At 38.2% G+C, this 24,051-nt stretch carries 26 protein-coding genes and 1 tRNA gene; 7 read left to right on the plus strand and 20 right to left on the minus strand.

Going from position 1 to position 24,051, the window contains the following annotated elements; genetic code table 11:
- Positions 1-89: 89 nt before the first annotated feature.
- The 7 genes from ACLI08_RS07935 to ACLI08_RS07965 form a co-directional block, all read right to left on the minus strand.
- Positions 90-941, minus strand: coding sequence for a restriction endonuclease (locus tag ACLI08_RS07935; protein ID WP_411427935.1), 852 nt, complete (start codon positions 939-941; stop codon positions 90-92).
- A gap of 71 nt (positions 942-1,012) precedes the next feature.
- Positions 1,013-1,870, minus strand: a complete 858-nt coding sequence (locus ACLI08_RS07940) for a hypothetical protein (protein WP_411427936.1) — start codon at positions 1,868-1,870, stop codon at positions 1,013-1,015.
- Positions 1,871-1,885: 15 nt separating this feature from the next.
- Positions 1,886-2,938 carry a phospholipase D-like domain-containing protein gene (locus ACLI08_RS07945; RefSeq protein ID WP_411427937.1) on the minus strand — a complete coding sequence of 351 codons (1,053 nt, stop codon included), beginning with the start codon at positions 2,936-2,938 and terminating at the stop codon, positions 1,886-1,888.
- Positions 2,939-2,977: 39 nt separating this feature from the next.
- The gene (locus tag ACLI08_RS07950; RefSeq protein ID WP_411427938.1) at positions 2,978-4,657 is read right to left on the minus strand and encodes a hypothetical protein; all 1,680 of its coding nucleotides are present in this window, start codon (positions 4,655-4,657) and stop codon (positions 2,978-2,980) included.
- A 115-nt stretch (positions 4,658-4,772) separates the two neighbouring features.
- On the minus strand, positions 4,773-6,026 hold the full coding sequence (locus ACLI08_RS07955; protein WP_411427939.1) for a relaxase/mobilization nuclease domain-containing protein: 1,254 nt from the start codon (positions 6,024-6,026) through the stop codon (positions 4,773-4,775).
- Positions 6,014-6,403 (minus strand): plasmid mobilization protein, encoded by a 390-nt coding sequence (locus ACLI08_RS07960; protein ID WP_411427940.1) that lies wholly within the window; start codon positions 6,401-6,403, stop codon positions 6,014-6,016. The genes ACLI08_RS07955 and ACLI08_RS07960 overlap by 13 nt, the downstream gene beginning before the upstream one ends.
- A gap of 284 nt (positions 6,404-6,687) precedes the next feature.
- Entirely contained in the window at positions 6,688-7,761 is a 1,074-nt protein-coding gene (locus ACLI08_RS07965; RefSeq protein ID WP_411427941.1) for a DUF932 domain-containing protein, read from the minus strand.
- Between the two features lie 446 nt (positions 7,762-8,207).
- Between ACLI08_RS07965 and ACLI08_RS07970 the strand changes: the two genes are divergently transcribed.
- Positions 8,208-8,903, plus strand: coding sequence for a hypothetical protein (locus ACLI08_RS07970; protein ID WP_411427942.1), 696 nt, complete (start codon positions 8,208-8,210; stop codon positions 8,901-8,903).
- Positions 8,904-8,914: 11 nt separating this feature from the next.
- Here ACLI08_RS07970 and ACLI08_RS07975 read toward each other — a convergent pair whose 3' ends face one another.
- The gene (locus ACLI08_RS07975; RefSeq protein WP_411427943.1) at positions 8,915-9,952 is read right to left on the minus strand and encodes a hypothetical protein; all 1,038 of its coding nucleotides are present in this window, start codon (positions 9,950-9,952) and stop codon (positions 8,915-8,917) included.
- 32 nt (positions 9,953-9,984) lie between these two features.
- Positions 9,985-10,377: a helix-turn-helix domain-containing protein gene (locus tag ACLI08_RS07980; RefSeq protein WP_411427944.1), complete on the minus strand. Its 393-nt coding sequence runs from the start codon at positions 10,375-10,377 to the stop codon at positions 9,985-9,987.
- Positions 10,378-10,547: 170 nt separating this feature from the next.
- Between ACLI08_RS07980 and ACLI08_RS07985 the strand changes: the two genes are divergently transcribed.
- From ACLI08_RS07985 to ACLI08_RS07995, 3 genes are all read left to right on the plus strand, one after another.
- Positions 10,548-12,221, plus strand: a complete 1,674-nt coding sequence (locus ACLI08_RS07985; protein WP_411427945.1) for a hypothetical protein — start codon at positions 10,548-10,550, stop codon at positions 12,219-12,221.
- 3 nt (positions 12,222-12,224) lie between these two features.
- On the plus strand, positions 12,225-12,548 hold the full coding sequence (locus ACLI08_RS07990; protein WP_411427946.1) for a hypothetical protein: 324 nt from the start codon (positions 12,225-12,227) through the stop codon (positions 12,546-12,548).
- 125 nt (positions 12,549-12,673) lie between these two features.
- Positions 12,674-12,961, plus strand: coding sequence for a DNA-binding protein (locus tag ACLI08_RS07995; RefSeq protein WP_411427947.1), 288 nt, complete (start codon positions 12,674-12,676; stop codon positions 12,959-12,961).
- A 482-nt stretch (positions 12,962-13,443) separates the two neighbouring features.
- Here the strand turns inward: ACLI08_RS07995 and ACLI08_RS08000 are convergent, their stop codons facing one another.
- The 4 genes from ACLI08_RS08000 to ACLI08_RS08015 form a co-directional block, all read right to left on the minus strand.
- Positions 13,444-14,409, minus strand: coding sequence for an alpha/beta hydrolase (locus ACLI08_RS08000; protein ID WP_411427948.1), 966 nt, complete (start codon positions 14,407-14,409; stop codon positions 13,444-13,446).
- A gap of 86 nt (positions 14,410-14,495) precedes the next feature.
- Complete coding sequence (locus ACLI08_RS08005) at positions 14,496-15,053, minus strand: DapH/DapD/GlmU-related protein (RefSeq protein ID WP_411427949.1); 558 nt, start codon at positions 15,051-15,053, stop codon at positions 14,496-14,498.
- A gap of 105 nt (positions 15,054-15,158) precedes the next feature.
- Positions 15,159-15,983, minus strand: a complete 825-nt coding sequence (locus ACLI08_RS08010) for an AraC family transcriptional regulator (RefSeq protein WP_411427950.1) — start codon at positions 15,981-15,983, stop codon at positions 15,159-15,161.
- Positions 15,984-16,083: 100 nt separating this feature from the next.
- Complete coding sequence (locus ACLI08_RS08015) at positions 16,084-16,524, minus strand: nuclear transport factor 2 family protein (RefSeq protein WP_411427951.1); 441 nt, start codon at positions 16,522-16,524, stop codon at positions 16,084-16,086.
- 148 nt (positions 16,525-16,672) lie between these two features.
- Here ACLI08_RS08015 and ACLI08_RS08020 point away from each other — a divergent pair, with 148 nt between their 5' ends.
- Positions 16,673-17,059, plus strand: coding sequence for a winged helix-turn-helix transcriptional regulator (locus tag ACLI08_RS08020; protein WP_411427952.1), 387 nt, complete (start codon positions 16,673-16,675; stop codon positions 17,057-17,059).
- Positions 17,060-17,184: 125 nt separating this feature from the next.
- On the opposite strand, the gene ACLI08_RS08025 is transcribed toward ACLI08_RS08020, so the two are convergent.
- The 7 genes from ACLI08_RS08025 to ribD form a co-directional block, all read right to left on the minus strand.
- Positions 17,185-17,349 carry a helix-turn-helix domain-containing protein gene (locus ACLI08_RS08025; RefSeq protein WP_411427953.1) on the minus strand — a complete coding sequence of 55 codons (165 nt, stop codon included), beginning with the start codon at positions 17,347-17,349 and terminating at the stop codon, positions 17,185-17,187.
- A gap of 257 nt (positions 17,350-17,606) precedes the next feature.
- Positions 17,607-18,692: a PDDEXK nuclease domain-containing protein gene (locus ACLI08_RS08030; RefSeq protein WP_411427954.1), complete on the minus strand. Its 1,086-nt coding sequence runs from the start codon at positions 18,690-18,692 to the stop codon at positions 17,607-17,609.
- A gap of 3 nt (positions 18,693-18,695) precedes the next feature.
- Positions 18,696-20,030, minus strand: a complete 1,335-nt coding sequence (locus ACLI08_RS08035) for a site-specific integrase (protein ID WP_411427955.1) — start codon at positions 20,028-20,030, stop codon at positions 18,696-18,698.
- Positions 20,031-20,300: 270 nt separating this feature from the next.
- Positions 20,301-20,378, minus strand: a tRNA-Val gene (locus ACLI08_RS08040).
- Positions 20,379-20,472: 94 nt separating this feature from the next.
- The gene (locus tag ACLI08_RS08045) at positions 20,473-20,847 is read right to left on the minus strand and encodes a DUF4258 domain-containing protein (RefSeq protein WP_411427956.1); all 375 of its coding nucleotides are present in this window, start codon (positions 20,845-20,847) and stop codon (positions 20,473-20,475) included.
- Positions 20,848-20,912: 65 nt separating this feature from the next.
- The gene (locus ACLI08_RS08050; protein WP_411427957.1) at positions 20,913-21,533 is read right to left on the minus strand and encodes an HAD family hydrolase; all 621 of its coding nucleotides are present in this window, start codon (positions 21,531-21,533) and stop codon (positions 20,913-20,915) included.
- Positions 21,511-22,572: a bifunctional diaminohydroxyphosphoribosylaminopyrimidine deaminase/5-amino-6-(5-phosphoribosylamino)uracil reductase RibD gene (ribD, locus tag ACLI08_RS08055; RefSeq protein WP_411427958.1), complete on the minus strand. Its 1,062-nt coding sequence runs from the start codon at positions 22,570-22,572 to the stop codon at positions 21,511-21,513. Before ribD ends, ACLI08_RS08050 begins: the two co-directional genes overlap by 23 nt.
- 77 nt (positions 22,573-22,649) lie before the next feature.
- On the opposite strand from ribD, the gene ACLI08_RS08060 reads away from it, so the two are divergent.
- Positions 22,650-23,135: a GNAT family N-acetyltransferase gene (locus ACLI08_RS08060; RefSeq protein ID WP_411427959.1), complete on the plus strand. Its 486-nt coding sequence runs from the start codon at positions 22,650-22,652 to the stop codon at positions 23,133-23,135.
- Between the two features lie 11 nt (positions 23,136-23,146).
- Positions 23,147-23,992, plus strand: a complete 846-nt coding sequence (prmC, locus tag ACLI08_RS08065) for a peptide chain release factor N(5)-glutamine methyltransferase (protein WP_411427960.1) — start codon at positions 23,147-23,149, stop codon at positions 23,990-23,992.
- Positions 23,993-24,051 lie beyond the last annotated feature (59 nt).

The following is a 24,051-nucleotide window of genomic DNA, read 5'->3' on the forward strand; positions in this document are numbered from 1 at the left end:
ATCAATCCATTAACAGAAAATTGGGAATTAATAATGCTGGTAATTATTATTTTCAACAGAAAAGCTACCAAATAAATAAGGGAAACTAATTATACTTTACCCGTTGTGTCAACGATTATTCCGCTCTCCGAAACCACAAATGTCTGTTGTTCGAAAATCTTTTCCATTAGTAGCCAAACCCGGTCAACGATTGAAAACTCCTTTCGCTCTTTTGTAGCCTGCACTGTTAAGAAGCCCGTGTATGTAATACTTTTTATTTGGTGTACACTGGCAGGGAAGTATAATAAGCACTGATTATGAGAATATTCTTTGGTCACACTCACAGACGGCTCTTGTTCTTGCAAATATCTATTGAATACCATTATTTCATCGAACAGATTGGTTATTTTCCCATTAGCGTGTTTTAAAAAAATGTAGTACTGATCTTCCTTGTGTAACGTAATGGATTTATTCTCAATATCTTTAGCTACAATATTTGTTACGATAGGTCGCCTTCTGGTTATTCCAATGTTTATCCCTAAATCGAAAAGATGAAGTTCTCGTTGCTGTTCGGGGTATTCTTTTCCGGCTTCCCTTAACTGGACAATCAATATATTGTGATGCTTAGCAAATTGCTGCGCATCGGGCGTGTAGCCACTTTTTGAAACTATAATTCCGCGTTGTATATCGGTATCGTTAATAATAGCCAAAAGCTTCATCACAATATCTTTGTTGACCTTCCTATCCCAATATTTACATTCTATAGCAGTTCGAAATGTGCCTGTTTGATCCGTTTCTGAAGTTAAGACATCAACCTGATGCGGTACTCCTGAATATCCCATGATTTTACAATCGTTGCCATACCCTTCAATATTGATATTGTAACCTTGACCTAAGGTTTCATATATATACTTTGTGATGAATTCATATTGTTTCCAGTCTAGTTTGTTTCGAACTTTCATTTATCAAATTACTTCTTTTCTTTACATTCGGGCAAAATAGTTTCCCAATTAAAATACCCTTGATGAGTAAATTACTCAGGTTGAACATCATCAAATGTCACCATAAATCTATTCCTATTCTCCGTAAATTTGTCTAACATAAAAAATTTCTCTCTATGTTTGTAGAAATAATCTTCACGGGAGTTAAGTAATTTTTCTTTGAATTTATTTCTCAATTCATTGTACAACTTTTCGCTCTTTATTTCAATTCCTTCCTGTTCAAGACCATTTTTGAATCTATTCTCAATTTCGTCTTCACTAAACTTTTCCAAAAAATATTTTTGTTGGGCCTGTATAAAAGTTTGTTCTGAATTTATGAAATTATATGTTGATAGTATTTCATTGTTTGAATTATGAAGTCTATCTATTGCCTTATTTAAATCAAAATCACGAAGGAAATCATTGTAAAATTCATTATACCGAATCAAAATATCCGATAAATTAATCTCATCGAAAGACCCTAAGATGCCCCAAAACGGCGATGGCTCACTCAATTTTATCATTCTCATTAAGAACGCTCCATAGCAAACTGCTAAAGTAACAAATAGATTATTTCCAATAGTAGTGTTTATTAACCGTAATTCATCAGATAAATCCTCCCAAGTAACCAACTCTCCTGATTTAAGCACAAGGCCATTTTGGTCTTTACTTCCGTGAATTTCAAAATGAATTATAGGATAAAACCCATTATTGGCACACTCGTCATTTATTTTGCTTAGTTGCTCATGAAATTCTTCCTTAGTTTTTATTAATACAAGATCTGCCTTAAAATCGGCTATTTGAAATTCTTTCCACCTCAATAAATCATTGTAAAGCTCCGTCCCTGTATGCCTCTCGTTATCGTCGAGAGATTCTATAACATAAACCTTATTAAAAGTAAATTCACTCATAATCTAGATCATTTATTACATTAATGTACTATCATAATAATTAGCTTCCATTTCATTTCCAGTATCCATGCTGGTCGCTTTCACAATTAGACTACCATCGTTTCTAATTTGTATCGTCACTTTAACACTGGCTTCTCCGGCGGGTTTTTTAGGCAAATCACTAACTAAAAACTTCCCTAACCGTACATTTTTCTCTGCTATATCATTCTCTCCCTTAAAAGTTTCAATCGACATCTGCATTTGATTGTCTGCGACGGTATGGTAAACATGCGACATGCTACAAGGAATATTTTCGCCCTTAGCTACAATAGTGGAAAACCTACCGTCAATTCCTTCAAGTCTACATTTAATTCCGATTGAATACTTAAGCGTTTTTTGAGGTATAATTAACTTTACAGTTGCTTTAGAAGAAGTGTTTTGTAGTGCTGAATTTTCGACAATTTGCATTTTTTTAATTGACTTATATTCTTGTAAAAGTATTTGATTGTCCAGTGAGATATTTTTTGCTGCCTCCAATAGCTCCATCTTTGAATTGTGCTTTGCATAATAAAAAATATCCATCGCGAGGTATCTCTTAATTGAGAATATATCTTTCACTTCAATCTCCTCAAACAAAATCTTATTTGCGGTTTTAATTTCAGGCAATGATTCGATTAGCTTGTTAAATTCAATCACATAAGATTTAATGATTTCCTGATTAGATTCAAATTTAACCATGTTCTCATGGTTTTTATACTCAGCAAAATAGGTCCAGTTGTAAGATCCTGTTAGAAGGATGCTATTATCAATGATACAAAATTTATGATGCATTGGGTTTTCCTCCTTCCCGTAAAATAATTTTCCCCCTTTAACAATAAATTTTTGAAAGTCTAATCCGTAGTCACCATTATTTATAAAGTCATCAATGATTACAATTGTAACATTTACCCCTTCTTCAAGCTTTACAAGCAATGTTTCAAATATCTTATCATTCGTGAACCAAGCAACTGCTATCTTTAGCTCTACTTGTACTCTGTTAATACATGCAATAATTTCATTTTGAATTCCATTAAAATATACATTCTCCATAATTAGTAGGGTAAGATGTTCATCAAAACTCTAAAATATTCAATCTTCTTGATCGTCATAATAATCATCAACATTAATAACCCGATAAGTCGGTTTTTTAAAATACGGATAACTAATGTTCAACATTTTGTCATAATAGTCTTCCTCAATAAATAGAGTGTAGGTCTGATCAATAAACTCATTTTTGACAAATTCGTCTAAAGATTTTAAAGTATAAATTCTGTATTCATTATTGAACATTATAAAAGTTGGCGTATTTACTATAAATATTCCCTCCACGGACTCCGGACTAATTTTAAAGTTCTTATCATTTTGGATGACCTGAAAATGTTCTTCTACAGCTTGAATAATTGTAGATAAAAATTCAATCTTACGTTTAATTTTTTTATTATATGAATTCTTATTTGTTTCAAAATATGCATAATCATTTTTAAAATTATTCATATCATACCTCGCTATTTGATGCTTGCTGTCAGCAATATAAACACGATTGTTATGAATAAACAGAAAATCTATTTCGCCACATTTATCATTATCAATATTTATGTGTTGTCCATTCCATCGCTTGAGATTCTTTAAATTTCTATCATAAATTAGATTATTATTTTTAATTATAGTCTCAGCTTTATCTTCTAAAATTTTGTCATTACTTGAAACTTTTCCTTTTACATATTGCTGAAAACATGGATTTTTCCATTCCTCAGGGTATTTTCCCCAACCAATAGCATTTGTTGTAAGAGACATAATACTTTCTACAAAAGATTTGTCACCAACGAAAGTTAAGTCTTTCCCATCTACGTTATATACCAGAAAAGGACGATATAGATATTTATTTATATTATGCGGTTTATAAACAGCATCTTGTAAAGACATCTTATTATCTTTTGATAAGGTAAGTCCTTTAAAAAAAACCTCTCCTTTCTCATATGGTATACCATACAAATGCTCTAGATTTTCGGGATAAATGGACCACTCGTCAAGGGTGAACTTACCTCCCTCAAAATGTTCATGAATAGCTTGTATAGTTCCAATAGCTGCTCCATATTCAACGCCAAGACATTGTTTAACCGCTTCGGTAAAGTCATGTAAATCATTATTACCTGTTACAGCAAAATCTAAGTGTCCTTTAAAAGATTTTAACAATTCACTAATTAAATAACCATAATGATGCTTGTGATCGAAATAAAACTCACCTGCATCCGTAAATCGTAAATCTACACAATCCTCAATAAGAGTTTGTTCTGCCAACAAATTAGAACAAGCAAATATAAAATCTCCAAGATATAGAAGATCGTCAATAGTATCTTCCTTGCTTTTTAAATACTCTTGCGAAGCTGGCAATCCATTTATCATATTGATATCGCATCCCTGTTCCAAACATAGCTTAAGAACTCTCCTATAAACCGCAAACTGCTTATTATCAAGCTCTTTTATAGGTGACACATTAGGATGCTCCTGATGAAAAAGACATGAAAACTCATGAAGAAGGAATAATGATTGATAGAATGTTAATTCAATTTCACTTTCCAGAATCTTCAAAAATCTATTTTGATACCAGTCTAAAGTATGGAATAGAATCTCAGTTACTTGAGTTTCTGTATATGGCCCTTTCCCAAATTTAGAGATCAATTCAGCAGAGATTACAGGTCTGTATTTTCTTATACTTTTTTGGTTATACCAAGCTATGAGCCGGCCTTCTGGAGTAAAATATATAGGCATAGGATTTTTTCTTGAAGATAAGTTAGGAGATAACAATTAGAGCAAGTAAAAATACCTGATTTATTTTTATACTAAATACCTAGTAATGGGTATATTGATACAATTAAATCGATGATTAACTTCTTAGCCCTCTTTTTTTTCTCCGACTTTTAAACTCCTTAGTAACATACTCGTAATCATTTTCAGCCTTCATTAGTAAATCCATAAACTTAGGCAATTCATTAAAATGAATCAGACCTTTATTTTCTTCAAGAATTTCAATTAGTTCCTGTTTTGACAAGGCAACTTTTTCGCCTTCAGCAGTCATTTTAATTTGGTTTGAATCGCACTTATTGTGAAGCCCTTTTGCGCTATATTCTTTGCCAATACTGCTGCCGTTAAAGACACAATGATTCTTATGGTCTACGAATGTTATACCATAAACTAGCCCTTCCGCATTTTTGCGGATTACCGTTTCAATACCTTCTTTTTCAATTGCTTTTATAAGTTGTGGCAGCATAATAATATTTGACCTGAAAAATGCCTGGTCAATAGCTCTCTTTATATGGATTTTATAATCTGAGCGTACAGTTTCATTACGCTTAAATAGCGTTTCAAGCCCTTTCAATGTGGGATAACTATATAGCCTGCTTGCTTTAATCGGCACACCAACCGGATTTCCCTTAGCATCCAGTGCGTGATATAGTAGTCCGTTATGTTTGGCAAGCCTTGAATTCTCCGTCCCTTTATCAGCGGTAATATTATACAGTTTTAGTACGGCATTCAATTCCGGAAGGCTGGTGTAGCGGTAATTGTTTATCACATACATTAAAGTACTCTCAATAGCTTTTTTAGTTTCTGCTTTGCCGTATTGGACTCTTGTCGATACTGGTTCGGGACGGTAGAAAATCTTTTTATGATCTTCAGCTTTTACAAGGTTAAAACTCTGTTCGATTTCCTTACGCGCCGGTTCTGACTTATCCCTGCCGATATTGTTCATAGCAATACGCTTACCGTTAGCCTGGACGTTGATGGTGGTGATGTGCAGATGAGGATGCCCTGCATCATGGTGCTGGTAGATTAAATAGGGCTGCTGCCCGAAGCCGATTTTATTCATGTACATTTCCGCTATTTCCAATAGTTTTTCCTTTGGCAGGTTCGCTTCGCTTGGGTCAAAGTTCAGGGAGATGTGAACGGTGTTGCGTTTTACATTTTCATTGAGTTGCACCTGGCGTTGCATCAGGTTTAATTTCATGGCATAGGATAGTCTGTCGGCATCCAGCGGGTAATTGTGCTGGCCGATGCATAGGGCTTTGCCTTCCTTAATCTTGTTTTCGTTGTAGTTGAGCATCCCTCTTATGGAATGCCCGGTCTTGATCACCGCAACCATTTTTCTGCCAGTTTTTGAAGTTCATTTTTTACTTCTTCCATCTTCCTTGTGATAGCATCGCGCTGCATTGTTATAAGCCCTAATGTTTCAGAAAAACGGGTGTCTTGAAACGATGCATTTATCCTTTTCACCAGCTGGTTAAAATTGCTGCCGATTGCATTTAACTCGAAGTTCATCTGGCTCATTTTGACAATCAAATCATCGGTGGCAGCATCCCTTGTAATGGTCGTGATGGGCTTATCAAAAAGGCAGCGTCTTACATAGTCGCTCAGCTTGTTGCAGGTAGTGTTTTTTAGGTGGTTTTCAAGTGTAGTAAATTCCTTGTCCGTCAGGCGCACATAGATACGCTTCTTGCGGTTGTTGTTTTCAGTCTCCATAGTATCCTCTTCATTATCATTTCAGCTTTGTAAACATTGTAGCAGTCCACCGCCCACGACTTCGGAGTAAGGGCGCAAGATAGACCGTTGTCCGACAACGGGACATCTTGCCGTTGCCGCAGACAAGGCAACCTCCGGCAGGTGCTTTTATGTTCTATAAAGTTAAAACGCATCAATGAGGATTGCAATCCCCGCTGAATTTCGACTAGGATAGTAAATGAAAAGGACAGGTTTTTGGCCTGTCCTTGTATTGGTCTTCTGATTTGAAATAGATTGTTTTTTTACTAATTCATCAGGAAAATTCCGCTGTCGTTTTTGGCAAATCCGCTGCACAGTTCAAAGGCTTTTTGTGCCCTGTTTTGTGCCGTGCCGCCCATTACAATACTTTGTAGTTTTGCTTCGTCGTCTTTGTAGTTCCTTACGTTTTGATAGTAGCCTGTAACGGCATTGTAAGCACCAAACAAAGTACCCTTTGTCGTGTCCATCTGTTGGGTATCGTTTACCATAGCATAGGCAAAGGCATCTTCTACCATATTTTTGAAGTTGGTAGACAGTTCATCGTATGCCCCTTTTTTAAGCAGGTCAAAGGTTTCTTTGTTGGGGCAAAGTGCCAGCTGTATAAGCTTCTTAACCTCTTCATTTTTTACCCTGATGGTTGACCATTCGTTAAAGATACTTTCAAGCTGGTGGCTCAGGGTGTTTGCCAGCCCCATAACTTTGTGGGCATCTTCAAGGCGTTGTTTTGCTCCCGAGGTGTGTTTTATCCGTACTACATTGGTCATGTTTTTCAGTGAGGCGTTCAGGGTATTGCGGCATACAATACGTATGGGTGTAAAGGCTGCCGTAATGCTTCCGCTGCCGTCGTGCGAAGTTGTGAGGAACAAATATTTTTCGGTTACGTCATCGCCATTGCCTACACGGATATAACCGGGCAGTTTGGCAGTTATAAATATGCGTTCGCCATTGCCCAAAGCTCCTGCGGTCTCGTATAAAATTCCATCCTCGCCGCCTACAATAGCATCAAAGAAACTGAAGGCATCACGGTTCTGTACAATGTGGTAATCTTTACCGACCACCCCCAGTACCGTATTGTTATCGTTGCGGACATTGGCAAAGTAATTCGGTACGGTTAATTGGGTATCGGCAGTTTCTAAATCCTGACCAGCTTGTATTAAATCATTACCTATAGTGTATAGTGGCGATTTAACCACCTCATAATCCAGCCCTGCGTGTTTAAAGGCTTCTGCGCTTGTGGTGTAGTCGGTTACGATTTGCCCCAGATTGTGCCAGGCTATTTCCTTCACGCTGAAAAAAGAATAACGGCCTGTTGTCACGTTGAAATTCAGATTGTGTCCCATAACATTTACTTTTAAAGGATTTGACAAAAATTAAAGTGTTGTTACTTTCTTTTTTAGCCGCCTTCCGCCATAAAAAACAAATGTTTTCCACAAAGAAAAAACGGAAAAAAAGAAAGCCAGCTAACAGCGGGCGGTAAGCATGCGGAGCGCTATAAGTCCCGAAGGGTGGGACTGTGAGTAAGCGAACAGTTCCATTATGCGCGCGCAGCCTGCGGCGCACGCTAACTTAGCTGCCTTTTTTACCGTTTCGTGGTGGGAAATAATCTTCTTGAAGTAGAAGTGTCTTTTGAGGAAAGTTAGTTTTTAAAAGTGCATGCCAGAGCATGCTCTTGCCACAGTAATAAAAACAAATCCTAACGGTGCGCCGGAAGGTTTTGTTGAAGCAGATATTTTTACTTAATTTTGAAGGTAACACATTAAAAGTAAAACCATTAACCGCATTGAATATGGAGAAAATTAAAATTAATGAACTGGTTGATTTTCGACGTAAAACATCTGAGAGATACAAAAGAAATTTTGTTACTAAACTTAAAACGAGATTACCAAAAGATAAATCCGAAATTGAAGGAGAAGAAGATGAACCTCGAGACTATTGGGTTTTTAGCACTAGTTGCATTTACAATGTTTTTAAAAATAGAAGTGATGAATTTTATGACCCAAAAATTGCCGAGCTTGAAGCGAAAATGCTTAATCCTGCTTTAAAAAGTACAACGTTTTCAATGTATAAACGCAATAGAGATATATTGGTAAATTTTAAGGATTTTGAATTATATAATTTGAGACCTGAAAAAATTGCGCGTCAGGGAGTTCAAACAGAACATAAAATTCTCGTAGTAGATGGTATTCCTTTATATATCAAACCGACAATAGTCTTTTCGTTCGAAAGAAATGGTAAAAAGGAGATAGGCGCTCTTTGGCTGGTTCCTCAAGTCGATGGATTCAAAAAAATTGAACTTGGAATTTTCTGCGAAGCGTTATATAGATTTCTTTTAAAGAATTATTCAGAGAATTTTCAAATTTCTGAAGACTACTGCATCACTATAGACACTTTCAACGCACAGTCAATTACTTATAAAGACTTATCGAATGGAGATATTAAATTTCTTTTAGATTTAACTATAAGCGAAATAAAATCCCTTTAGTATCATACAAATCATATATACATTACAGCTAGTCTGATTTCGTTATAAACTTTATGAGGAAAATCTAATCTTACCCAATGGTCACCATTTTCATATTGGGATTTAAGATTATAAATTAAATTTAGCACTTCAGAGGATTCTAAAATCGCTATGAATTTTATTAGTTTATCCCAATTTTCATCGTCCCATAATTCTTCATTGCTATTCGTTTCCCAAATATTCCATCTACTTAATATTTTAGCAATATTGTAAATTGCCAATTGTCTTTTATCTAATTGATATTGAAGCCCTAATATAATGTTCGAGAATTCACTTGAAATACGGTTAGCTTTAGACCATGAAAATTTATCTATTCTCTCTGTTTTTGGAAAAAGATAGTCTATATAATCATCTATAAGTTTAGATACTATTTTGTAATCATCTGACCGTAAAACTGTACTTGCTGCATATTTCATTTTGAGTAATACTGAATTGATTTGTAGGGGGTCTTCACCAGCTAAAGCTCCAAACTCCCCAAAAACCATTTCATTGTAAAACTCAAGATTAGAAGTCAAATAGGTTAAATCTAGAATACAGTATAAATTTATGTCTTGAACGTTATTGTCAAGTTTTAGATCTAGTTGTGGATAATGTTTTTTAAAGATGGTCTTATCTTTGATTATTTCTTGAACGATATCATCCCAAAAAAGAATCATGACAGGAAACTTGTTTTGCCTAGTCCTTTCATGAGATAGAACTCTAATTTCGTACTGTAACAAAGAATCTGAGCGATCTGTACAGGCAAAATAGTACATCTTTAAATTTGGCAAGAAAGACTCAGCTTTAATTATTTCGTTACGTATAAGATTTATATTTAATTTACTCTTATAATTTTTACACTGTACTCCTATTAAATCGAACAGGTGATTTGACCCAAAAAAATCTACTCCATTTTGACTTTGTCCTTGTCTACCATTTCTTTGAAGATCGGGGTTTTGCCATTTGATTTTGCATGCATCTAAAGTTAATTCTTCAAATTCATCCCATGACCTGGGTGTTGGTATATTCATGGAACTTAGTGTGGGCATGTATAAATAATATTTTAGTTCTTGTTTACCAATTTCTCCATATAAGCAACTTTATCTTTTTCTGCCTGTAACAGCCTTTCGTAAAGTTCAACTATTTTATCTACTGGATTAAAAGTCGGTTGAATGTTTATCGCATTGATAGTTGAACTATCATTACTAGTAAATGTATTAGAGATAATATTAAGTATTGTTTCTTCAGAGAAATTCTTGATACCCTCAACAGTCACTCCCAGTGCCTTCGCGATTTCTTCCAGTTTAGCATCTTCAACCGTTTCACTGTTTTCAATAGCGGAAACAGCTTGTTGGCTTATACCCAAAGCCTGGGCTAGTGCTTCCTGTTTAATATCGCGTAGTTCACGTATGCGGCTAATCTTTCTTCCTATGTGGTTTTTAGTTGCTGTGCTCATAACTCAAAGGTATTCAAAATTCTGTAAGAAATATTCAGTTGGTAAAACACAAACCGTAACTGGTATGATACAACCCGTTGTGGTTCGGTACGCTACCATGAGGTAGTTACTTGCTGTGTATAAGCAAAAATAAGCTTTTTCACTGATGTTTCACAGCAAAAATGGAGTTTATGAAGTATGAAATTAAAATCCCGCAGGCCTTTCCCAATCACAATGAACTGGCAGAGGCCGTAAACCATTTGGTCAGTTTCCTGCACATCGATGCAGTGTATGTTTCACCGCTGGCACACAAAACACTTGTGTCAGTTATCATGAGCGATAGTAATGCCCAGGACGACGATGCGCTGCATGATAGTAAACTGGCAGATGACCACCCCAATATTGTGTTTAAGTATTTTAGCGGGCATTGGGTAGAACATGCTTATAAAAAAGGTTTTCCTTATTTTATAATGCACTGCAATGCCGAAAAACTTGTGTACTGCCTGCCCGAAGCAAAGGTTTTCTACCCTGTAAAACTCAAGACAAAATATTACACTTACCGCCTCAGAAAACGCACAGGCGAAATGATTTACGCCATTGATGCGTACCTGCGTTTGTATAGCGATTATATGCAGAATGAAAGCCACCTTGAAGCCTCCTATGCACTGCATCAGGGCTTGCGGTTTATATACATGATGATATCGGAATTACATGGAGAGGGGCTTAAAGGTGGTCAGGATTTATTTGGCCAGTACAGGTGGGTTGCAGATTTTGCGCCATCCCTTGATGAAATTATCAATCCAAATACCGATGAAGGGAAAATTTTACTGGAATTCCTGAATGCCTCGCGAAGCGCTATTCTATCTAAATCAGAATTAGAAGTCAATATTGATACGTTGAAAGAAGCTAACAAAAAGGTGCGTCAGTTCTATGGAGAAGCGCGAAGCCTGTACAATAAGTTGTATGTGGATTACAAGGCAAAACTTAAAACGTTACACCAAACTGAAACTGCTGGACTTAGCATTCTTGAACAAAAGTTACCTGAAGATTATTTTGCGGGCCAATTACTACACCAAATAAACGGAATTATTACAGGGTACATCAAGACAAGGGCGGTATTCTGCTTTGGCTACAAACTGTTTAATACTGAAATTAAAAAAACGAAGTCTAATTACTTCAACCCCAGTTATCACTTTTATCTGTTGGTTTATACTCTCGAGCCGAAAGACAACCCCGCTGCAATGATTGAAGCCAAAGTAAGGGAAGCCTTTGGTAAAAAGCATAAGGTTACAGTGCTGGTACACCGTAAACAGTCGATGTCTAAAAAACGCGATAGCGACCGTTGGTTCTTCAACAAACTTACGGTTAACGGTTTTCAGGTTGGTAGTATTCTAAACATTACCGATCAGCCGTTTGAAAGGGATTTGGAGTATTCGGTTAACTACTGGCGTAACCGCGCCCTGCTGGCAGAGAGCCATCTTAATACAGCTAAATCACTTATCAATCCCGATGATGCACTGCTGAAAAATACACTGCTGCATCAGGCTATCGTTAACAGCTGCCTTGGTTTTATAGAACTATTCCTTGGGTACAGGCCAAACCGTGTAAACATTGGGCATCTGTTTGCGCTGATGCAATTTATTACTGGTAAAGATTTTTCATTGTATTTCCGTCAGGAAGATGATAATTCATTGTACCTGTTGCTATCCGCTAACCCGGATATGATACGTTACAAGGTCGTAAACCAATACGCTATTGAAGACAGTAATGAACTGGAATTGCGCTGTAAGGATTGCTTTTTGGAACTAAAACAACTGGCTTTTGCCAAACTTGATGAACTCTATAAATCACACCTAATTTTATAAGCTATGGAAAATGATAAAATCAAAGAAGCAATAGACTTCGCCGAAAAAATTAAAAATGCCAGCCAATTCAATGTGTTTTGGGAACGTCCAAGAAGGGAGGGCTTCGGAGTACAACTTAACTTTTCAGGATATAATGACCTTATGCTTACTGTAAGGGATATAATGAAAGTTTGTGTTGCTGCATTAGGTGAAGAGGATACAGCATCTAATTTAACTATTTCTTCTGTACTTGAAATTGCACTCCAGTTAATGCCAATGGAAGAGACCATGATATTGGATGAATGCTATGCGTTGCATTTAAAGTTGAAGCAACAAAAAGACGATTAAAACACCACACACATCTCCTCCGATCCCCGCTGAATTTCGATTAGGATCGTTTGAAAATGCTGTCGTACCTTTATGCATTAACCATTTATTGGTTGCTCGATGTCGAACAGGATAAATAATGAGGTATGGAAGAGCAAGTAACAAAAGATGATTTGAGGCAGTTTGGGCTGCTGATTATTGGTGAGGTAAGAAAATTAATCCAATCGGATGCGGGGGAGAAAAACGATTTACACCCTGAATGGCTTAAAAGCCGAGTGGTGCGTAAGCTGTTGGATATGTCGGCAGGTTCTTTACAGAACCTGAGGATAACCGGCAAAGTGCGGTTTAAAAAGGTACTGGGTTCTTATTATTACAGCAAAGCTGATATAATGGGGTTGTTTAACGATAAAGAGCCTGGTTATGGAACTACATGAATTTCAGCATTACATCAGGTTCTTTGAGAGAGATGCCGGGCTTAACGTCTGGCATTTTGCTTTGCTGAGTGCTATTCTCCATTTGGGGTACAGGCAGAAGCAGTCAAAATTCATTAGGGTCAGTCGTAGTAAGATTATGGCGCTTTCGCATATAAAGACTTTACCAACATACCATAAATACTTTAAGGAACTTCAGGTTATGGGGTATATCCGTTATACACCCTGCTACCATCCGGGGTATAGAAGTGAGGTTGAGCTGTTATTCCAAAACAGATAATCTATAATTAAAAACTCGCACTGATGGTGCGAGTTTTTATTACAGTGTATTTAATTTGTCTCATCGGTGATGAGACAAATTAAATACACTGTAAAATAATGACTTATAATTGTTGCCGCACTGAGGCAACAATTAGTAGAAATCCAATATCGCGGCCAATAACTTACTCTGGGATTGACTCTTTTTCGTTTTTATAAATAGTCAATTATTTCAAATTCTCTTTAAAAAATGTTTCCAGTTTATCAAAAGGGATTTTATCTACCTGGTCATACAAATCAGTGTGGACTGCATTGGGTATAACTACTAATTCTTTGGGCTCCGCCGCTGCTTCATAAGCCGTTTCGCTGAAATAGCGTGAGTGTGCTTTTTCGCCTGCAATGATTAACACAGGCCTTGGCGAAATCTCCTTTATGTAATGCAGAATTGGTGCATTCATATTGGTCACAGCGTTGGTCAATGACCACGAGGCATTGGAGTTGAGCGAACGGGGATGAAATCCTCTGTTTGTTCTGTAATACGCCGCATATTCTTTCACAAATTGAGGTGCATTTTCCGGCGCGTTTGCTAGTCCTGTAGCACCATAAGCCGTCGTTCCTTTTTCTGCATCTTTCCAGCGTTGTTCGCCTATCTGTATGTATTCTTTTGTACGTTCTTCCAGTGTCTTTTTATCATAGTAACCGTTTGCTGTACCTCTTGATATATCATACATTGTAGCGGTGGCAACCGCTTTGATCCGTTTGTCGGGTGCTGCTGCATTCAGCGCATACCCACCAAATCCGCATATCCCAATAATGCCAATTTTATTTCGGTCAATGTTTTTCTGTAACCCCAAAAAATCTACTGCGGCACTGAAATCTTCGGTATTTATATCGGGCGATGAAATATTACGGGGTTCGCCACCGCTTTCGCCTGTGTAAGAAGGGTCGAATGCAAGGGTTATAAATCCACGTTGGGCTAATTGGTTCGCGTACAAGCCTGATGACTGTTCCTTCACTGCTCCATAAGGTCCGCTAATGGCAATAGCTGCGAGCGATGCAGTTCCACTATTCTTAGGAATATACAAGTCACCCGTAAGCGTTATTCCGAACCTGTTTTTAAAGGTTACTTTTTGGCGTGTTACCTTATCGCTCAACTGAAAGGTGTAATGGTCTGTTGTGTCTAACTGTTTCATTTCTTTTTTCTGGTTTTGAGCACTAACCCCTAACATAAAAAGGGATAAGATTGCTGTAATTATTGTCTTTTTCATTTTATTACTATTTAAATTGTTTTAATAATTTTTGCAGGGATGCCTGCTACTACTGCATTATTCGGTACATCTTTAGTGACTACGGCACCGGCTGCAACTACTGCATTTTCACCTATTGTTACACCAGGGAGTATGGTAGCAGCCGCACCAATCCACGCATTCTTTTTGATGGTTATTTGCCCGGGTACAAGGGCATGTCTGTCCTGCGGTGATAGCGGATGCCCTTCTGAAAGCAAACTTACCCTGGGGGCTATCTGTACGTTGTCCTCTATGGTAATCCCTCCTAAATCCAGAAAAATGCAATCGAAGTTTATAAAGACGTTTTTGCCTATTTTGGTATGCTTGCCATAGTTAATGTGGAGTGGTGTAAATACGGCAGTGCTTTCGTGTATTTCGGTACCGGTTATCCGGCTCAGCAGGTTTCTTATTTCAGCGGGGTCTGAAGAACGGTTCATTTCCAACACTAATTTTTTAGTGGCATAGGAAGCCTCCCGAAGCAAATCCATCTGGCCGTCATCTGCCGAAATGGTATCTCCCTTGTATAATCGTTCAAAAATATCGCTACTCATAACCTTCGTTTTTGTCCTACTTATTGATAAGACAAAATTAAAAAGAGAGCCCCGCAGTGGCTTTACTGCAGGGCTCAAATAGCTTTTCTCAGAAGCTCATTTTCATTATACTTCAGTGGGAGGTATACCATACTGTTTTTTGAAAGCGGTTGAAAAATGGGAAGGATTTTTAAAACCTACTTCTATATAAACGTCCTGGACTTTATGGCCTCCTTTAAGCTTTTCATACGCTTCTTCCAAACGTCTTTTTATAAGCCATTTCTGTGGGCTAAGGGTACTGATTTTCTTGAAATCCCTTTTGAATGTAGCAAGGCTACGCCCTGTGTAAGCTGCGATTTGTGCCATACTCAGGTCATCACGGAAATATTCATTCAGGAACTCTAAAATATCTATTTTCCAGGGTTCTGTAAAGTCAAATAATATTGGGTAAAATGCTTCGTTGTTGTTTAAAAGCGCATAAATACCTTCAAGCAGTTTCAAATGCACTACACCTTCTGTAGGCTTTACCTCTTCATCAAAGTAAGGGGTTAATGACTGAAACAAACTCGTTACATCGGCACGGGGAGCCACCTTGAAAACGACTTCATCAGTGGCGGTTACATCAATAGGCAACTCTGATTTGTTGAGTTTACTGTAAAATTCCCTTAGTATGTTCCTGCTAAAGGTAAGAGAAATCCCTTTGTATAGTTCTTCGTTAGTACTATTCTTGTACATCAAAAGGCGGTGGTCGCGGCGTATTAGCACACATTCACCGGGTTTAATCACATATTTCCTGTTTCCGTATTCAATGATTTGTTCACCGGAATACAGATATAACAACACGTGTTCCGGAGTGGAATGGATACACTTTTCACTCTGTTCTGAGAAACACGACAGGAAAATCCCTGAGTAACTTATTGTTTTTAACTTATCTTCTATTGCCTGGTTCATAAATATTTACAGGATGATTTAGCACAAAGATACTGATTCCAAAGTATAGATTCTTTTCTGAAAAGCTCATACAGCATTACTCATTGGCTCACTCTAAAGACTATTTCGATAAGGAGCGTTCTTCAACAATTAAGAAATGTCCTTCACGCGCATGTATAAGCCACCTGCCATTTTGAAAAACATAGCTGTCATCGTATCTGACGCTGTAATCGGTAAGTATATCTTTGCCATCTACTTCCCTTATCATTTTTATTTGTGAGAAGGAAACACCTGTAGCTGTATTACCGTCAATGGTAATTTCATGCTGCCCATTTAGGGTAAAGTAGGTTTTGACAAATGAGGCATGACCGTTAAACTCCTTTTCCATTTGGTCTTTACCCGCTGCTTGTGATACTAAAGTGCCTCCCATAAATGCTTTATAAACAATTTCATCTGCAAATAAATTCATTTGTTCCGCTATTTTCTTCTGGTCTCCCAGCGTAGCATAGTCATCAATTAGTTTTCGTAATTGGTCTTTTGTTTCTAAAAATTCAAGTGTCATAATTTTCTATTTTTTATATTAAAAAGTTTTTTGGGAAGTATAAATACTGATCAATATTTCGTTTATCGATTGTCAAAATTATTTTATATTCGCTTACAATTTATTAGTTGTTGCCTAAAGGTTAGGAGCTAATTAAAATGAACCGAGAATGAAAAGAGATAATAATCCGGGTGAGGTAAACAAGGAGTTTACTGACGAATGCCACAAAACGTTAATGGCCGTAAGCGATGCGCTTTATGCCATAGGTGGAAAATGGAAGCTAATGATTATCATAGCTATAGCAAGGGGTAACAATCGCTTTACTGAAATCCAAAAACAGGTTAAAGGCATATCTGCGCGTGTACTATCAAGTGAACTTAAGGAACTTGAAATGAATGGATTTATTGTTAAAAAGGTAGATGTGGGATATCCGGTTACGATTGAATATCAGCTGTTACCCTACAGCCATACCTTAGAAGAAGTTGTAGGTGCTATGACCCGCTGGGGGATGCAACACCGGGAGAAAATAAGACAGGATAGAGGTTCCGAAAAATAAATTTAAAATGCTGTAAAACATATTTTTATAATTGTGCCATCAGTGATGGCACAATTATAAAAATATAACAGTCGCATCACTGCGGCGACAATTACGTCATTTTATTTTTAGAGGTTCAGTGTATTTCAGTAAAGTTGTATTAATATATCCGCAGATATATTCAGCCGTTCTTTTAAGGCACGTATCATGGAAAGGCTAAGCTTTCTCTTGCCGGACAGAATTTTAGATTTTCGTGAACGTGCACCTAAGATTTCAGAGAGTTCCGCATCAGAGATATTCAGTTGCTCCATCCTGTATTTTATTGCTTCAAGAGGGGTGGGCTCGGGAATGGGATAATGCTCGTCCTCATATTTTTTTTAAGAGCATCGAAAGAATTTCCAATTCGTCCGATTCTTCACTATCTGGGTGCAAGTCAAGTTGCATCAGTTCGTAAATACGTGCGAGAGTATCTTCATGCTGTTGTTCGGTTCTGATTAATCGTAACATCTATTTTGATTTAAAAAACAAATATAAAAAAAGCGTTACCGTATTGGTAACGCTTTTAGTTTTAATCTTGATTGCTATTTGGTTCGTCTTCATCTTCAAAAATATCGCTGAACTTTTGTTGCAACAGTTCCTTGTCAGGAAGTTGTGTGCGATATTCGGCAACCATTGTAGGGGAAAGGCTTCTGCTTAAGGCGTATTCTACTACCTGATTATCCTTATCTTTACAAAGCAAGATACCAATACTTGGGTTTTCATGTTCTTTCTTTACGTCTCTATCCAATGCTTCGAGATAGAAATTAAGTTGCCCGATATGCTCCGGTTTAAATTTACCAGCTTTCAACTCAAAAGCAACCAAGCATTGTAAACCCCGATGATAAAACAATAAGTCAATGTGAAAATCACTGTTCCCGACCATTAGTTTATATTCTTCGCCGATAAAAATAAAATCTCTGCCTAATTCCAGGATGAAATCCTTCATGCGGTTGAGCAATCCTTTTTGCAGTTCGCTTTCACTGTGTGAGTCCGGCAAATTTAGAAAGTCAAAAACATAGCTGTCTTTAAACACATCTTGGATATCTGTTTTAGAATTTTTCGGTATAACGGATTTAGGATTTTCGCTTGTCATCGCCCGTTCAAACAAGCTTGCTGATATCTGCCGTTCAAGTTCTCGAAAGCTGTAGTTTTCCTGAATGCAAAGTGTTATGTAATATTTACGTTCTTCCATTACTTTACATCGGGAGAATATCGCCATGTGGTGTGACCAACTGATTTTTGAGAGCATACTACCTTTAATATCTGCCGGTTTAAATTGTGTCAACACTGTTGGCACAATCACAGATGGTTGATTTTCAGTATTTAATGATTTATCCAACACAAAGAGACGGTAGTCTTTCGAATACGTTTCGTAAAATTGAATCATCCTGTACAAGCCTCTTCGGCTGAATCCTTTAATTTCCGGATTGTTACGTTGGATATACTCTGATAAGTCAGCAACAGTTTTATCTCCCCAATCAGAAAGTTTTAATTTATTACTGATGTACATACCCACATTCCAGTATAAGTTTATTAATTCCGCATTTACAGCTTTAATCGCATTTGAGCGTGACTGTTTTATGATTTGAACTATTTCTATAAAATTATCTTCCATGATTTAAACTTTTTTAAGATGGGTAGTTCCGTGAGACAGTGCAAGCAGTTCTTTTAACTCCTGTATTTCCTGCTGCATTTTGGATATGATATCCGGTGATGGTGGTTGAGGTGTGGTTTCCTTACTGCTCAGCCTCATTTGCAACTGCTTCATTTCCCTTCCAACAGATTGCTGTTCGGTTATAGCATACTCTTCGGTTTGCTTTACTGACTGGTGTCCCAACAGTTCTTTCACCACATGAATAGGTACATCATTATTGAGCGTTACGGTGCTTCCGAAGGTTCGTCTGGCCTTATGGTTGTTAAAAGTACTTTCAATGCCGCACAGGTCAGCTATTTCCTTCAGGTAGGCATTCATCTTTTGGTTGGAAGTTACCGGAAGCACAGAATTACGTTCCAGGCAAAGCTTATGGTCTTTGTAGCGTTCCATAATCGCTTTGGCTTTCGGTAAAAGTGGGATATTAATATTGCTTCCGGTTTTCTGCCTTTCGGTAATAATCCACATCTCGCCGTCAATCCCGAATTTAATATCGGATTTCTTCAAGTTAAACGCATCAATATAGGCCAGCCCGGTATAGCACTGGAATACGAAAATATCCCGCACGGTAGAAAGGCGTGGGGTAGAAAAGGTGTGATTTTCCAATTGGGCAAGTTCGTAGCTGCTCAATGGCTTTTTAGGAACCTTAATTTTCTTTGCCTTAAAACGCTTAAAAGGATCGGCCGTGATAATCTCTTTATCTATGGCGAGTAATACAATCTTCTTGAAGTTGGTAATGTATTTTACGGCCGTATTATGGCTGATGTTCTTAACTGTCTTCAGGTAAAACTCATAATCCTTTACAAACTCAAAGTTGAGTTCGCGGAAATCCATATCTTCCATATTGTACTTAAAGCGCAGGTATTCCTTAAGGTGCTTCTTAGCTACCTCAAAACGTACGTGCGTACCAATAGCATATTCGCCTCTTTCGACTAAGGCTAATAATTCGTCATTGTGTTTTTGGAATTCCTGTACAATTTTGCTTTGTGATGCAGCTTTGCCCATCACATAGTCCATAAGCTTCTCGCTGGTCACAGGCTTACCGGCATACATTAAGTCTGTACGGTACTGCTGGATTTTCATCTCAAGGGTTTCCAGAAAGAAGTTCACCGTTCGTGCATCTTCTTTGTTACCGGTCGCGCGCTCCTTGGACTGATCCCATCGGGTGGCATCCCACCGGCGGCGGGTAGAGGTTTCTTTTGGTACTCCGTCGACAGTAATCCTAAGATAGATTAACCTGTCGTTTGTCTCTTTTCGCGGGGTCTTCAGAAAGAAGGTTAACCCAAAACTTGTTGCTAACATAATTCAACATTTTAAAAATTAATAAAATTAGAATTATAGCGTCTGTAAATCAAGTCGTTAAGCAGGTTTACCGGTTGACAATCAAAGTGTTACATCATATTTTGTGGCACATTTTCAAAATTTTCTTTGGTGCCACAAAAAGTGCCACAAATTATGGGCATTTTTGTAAATTTTGATCGTGCAGGAGGGTAAAATAAAAAAACCTGCAACTTCGTAAAGTGCAGGTTTTCTGTGATTTAACTAACTTTATTCTAAAATAAAGCCTTGTAGTGGTGGGCGATGAGGGGTTCGAACCCCCGACCCCCTCGGTGTAAACGAGGTGCTCTGAACCAGCTGAGCTAATCGCCCCTATCTATCGCTTTACGTTGCTGTGGTTAGTTCCGTATTGCGAGTGCAAAGATAGCACAGTTTTTAATATCTGCAAGCTAAAGCAATAAAAAAATTACATTTTTTTTACGTTGACTAAAGTCGCTTTTGTGTCAGAGTTCACTACTTCAAGTGTAATGGGTTCAAGATTAGCATTTTTGCCTTCTATTATGTATAATTTGCCACCTTTAACCGGTTTATTGCTACTGTCAAAATTTACATCGCCGTAAAGCAGTGTGTTATCTATATCCTTTTGGTTTACCCATCCCTGGGTTAGTGCTTTCTTGGCGTCGTCACCTATATAAATACCTTTTTCGCGGATATTTTTAAGTACGCGGCAATTCGGCAGGTAGCAAAAATCCTGTCCACGCTTGTTAAATATCATTGTAACAAGGAAACCGCCAAGTGTAAGCCCAAAAAGGTAGTAGGCAAGCCTGTGTTTAAATTTCATCGGTTAAAAATTTTCTGCAAAAATACGCAATTGCCGGCTGTCATTACCATAGCAGTTAAAGTAATTTATGGAGCTTTTTCAAGTGTCACAATCCTGCGTTCAAAAAGCTCTGTAACGTCCTGTGTTTCTTTTTCCAGTGTCCATGTTTTAAAACCCAGTGCTTCTGCGGCGGAGGTGTTTATTTTTTTGTCGTCTACTACTAAAGTACGTTTTGGTTGCAGGCCATGGTTCTTTGCCAGCATACTAAACGCAGCTGTATCGGGCTTGCGCACACCCGTTTCATGCGAGTAATATACTTTTTCAAAACACCGGTAAAAATCGCCGTAGAAGCTAATACCGGCATCTTCTTCAAACTTATCTATATGTATAGGGTCTGTATTGCTAAGTAAAAAAAGCCTGTAAGAATTAGACAGGTTTTGTAAAAACTCAAGACGTTCCAGCGGAAAATCGCCTATGCTGGCATTCCAGGCATCTATAACTTCAATTTCAGAAGCATTTTTTGTATACCCCTGTAATGTCTTTACAAAGTCTGTCCGGTTTACTGCTCCTGTTTCAAATCTTTGTTCCAGGGCTGTAAGGTGGTTATTCCAGCTCGTTAGGCCAAGGTTAGCAAGGGCCTGGTTTTTGGCGTAAGGGTTTTTATTTAAAAAAACATCGCCAAGGTCAAATATTATTGCCTGTACCATAATTCCTCAATATTTGAAGTTCGTCATCAAGGATTCGTTGTTTTGCAACCAGCTTGCCCGAAATTTTTGGGGAGGGCACACCGGTACCAAATACAGTAGTACCCGTAAATATACGCGCCTCGTCCCAAAGGCCTGCATTTATAAAACTTTGCAACGTTTTACTGCCTCCCTCTACCATTACAGAGAGCAGGTTGTGTCGGTACAATAAATTGGCAACAGCCTGGGGCATGTTGCCTTCATAATCGGTTTGCTCATACAACAGTTTGTCTAAGGTAGTAAAATCTTTTTGCTCAGTCAAAACTATTGTATTGATTTTTTGGTCTTTAACTTTAAAGCTGTCGTTTATCTTGCCTGATTTGTCCAGTATTATCCGGGTAGGCGAGGGTCCAGCCCAGTTTCTTACGTCTAAAGATGGATTGTCGTCCAGCACGGTCTGCGTACCGGCCAGTATGGCCATTTCTTCGCTACGCCATTTATGAACCAACTGTCGGGAATATGTATTTGTTATCCATACAGGCTCTATTTTATCCCTTTTTTCCGGACTTAAAAAGCCGTCTGCGCTGCTTGCCCATTTCAGTATTATGTAAGGTCGTTTCTTTTCATGAAATGTAAAAAAACGACGGTTACTTTCCCTGCACGCTGCTTCTAATACGCCCACAGTTACTTCTTTGCCCGCTTCCCTTAGTTTTTTAATTCCCATACCGGCCACTTTTTCGTGCGGGTCTGTAGTACCCACAACAACCTTAGGTATGCTATGCGCTATAATCAGGTCGCAGCACGGCGGCGTTTTACCGTAATGGCTGCAGGGCTCCAGGCTTACATACAGCGTACTTTGTGAAATCAGGTGCCGGTCTTCTGGGCGTACCGAGTTTATACAATTAACCTCGCTGTGCGGGCCGCCGTAGGCCGATGTATGCCCTTCGCCTATAATACGGTTTTTGTGCACCAATATGGCGCCTACGCTGGGATTAGGCATTGCTGCACGCATGCCGTTTTCGGCAAGTTCAAGGCAGCGTTTCATGTACGTTTCGTGGTTCATGCTAAAAATAAAAAGGTAAAGTTACTGGTTTTGCGTTTTAAAATACGGCAATCGTAACAAAAGCGTATTTTTGCCTTATGCAAGAAATACATATACGTAAAATTAAGCCTAAAGACAATGCCGCTTTGGCTGCCATAATTAGAGGGGTTTTTGATGAGCTTAATGCGCCAAAGGTAGGTACTGCCTATGCTGATCCTCAGCTTAACGATATGAGTACGGTGTATCAGGCAGATAACACGGTGTATTTTGTGGCCGAACTTAATGGCGCGGTAGTAGCCGGTGCCGGTGTGGCGCCATTAGATAACGGTCCACAGGGAGTATGCGAACTGCAAAAAATGTACAGTATGCCGAGTGCAAGGGGCAAAGGTGTAGGTAAAGCGTTAATGCAAGCCTGCCTGGAGGCTGCCAGGGAATTTGGATTCGAAAAAATTTACCTGGAAACACTTCCGTTTATGGAAGATGCACAGGCACTGTATACAAAATCCGGGTTTGAATATCTGGATGCGCCATTGGGCAATACGGGCCACAGCTCTTGCCCGGTCTGGATGATAAAGACACTTTAAAACATAGCATTATGACGTTAAAGCAGTACAAAGATCTATTTTTGGCTACGCTGGTGCCCGTAGTAGATGCCGGCGAAGCAGAGCGCTTCTTTTACATTACCCTTGAGGAGCTGGCAGGATGGAGGCGTATGGATTACCTTATGCATCCTGAAGCTAAGATTACAGCAACCGATGAACTGCGGTGGAAAGCAGTATTAAACAGCCTGGAACAGCAACAACCCATACAGTACATTTTTGGTAAGGCTCATTTTTATGGACTTGAGTTTAAAGTAAACGAAGATACGTTGATTCCACGCCCGGAAACAGAGGAGCTTGTAGAATGGATAATTCATGAAAACAACAAGCGCCCTGCATTTAATGTGCTGGATATAGGTACCGGATCTGGCTGTATACCCATTACACTTGCAAAACATATTACCCAGGCAGCAGTAACTACAATAGACGTGTCTGCCAATGCACTTGCGGTTGCAAAAGAGAACGCTCAAGCCAACGAGGTAAGTGTAAACTTTATTTTAACCGATATACTCCAGGCAAGTACACTGCCGCAGCAGTACGAGGTTATTGTGTCTAACCCGCCTTATGTGCGTAATCTGGAAAAAGCAGAGATAAAACCAAATGTACTTCAATACGAACCACACCTTGCATTATTTGTTGAAGATTCAGATCCGCTTATATTTTACCGGAAAATAGCACACCTAGCCCTTGATTACCTTACACCGGGCGGTAAGTTGTACTTTGAAATCAACCAATACCTGGGTGCAGAAACCGTAACCCTTCTTGAAGAAATAGGGTTTACAAACGTTATTCTGCGTAAAGACCTTTTTGGAAACGACCGAATGATTAGCTGTACTTTATAAGTTTTCAGTCGCAGTTACAGTTTCCAGTAATAGTATATGATCACAGTTTTCAGTTACTT

The sequence above is a fragment of the Flavobacterium sp. RNTU_13 genome (assembly GCF_046614455.1).
Lineage (GTDB): Bacteria > Bacteroidota > Bacteroidia > Flavobacteriales > Flavobacteriaceae > Flavobacterium.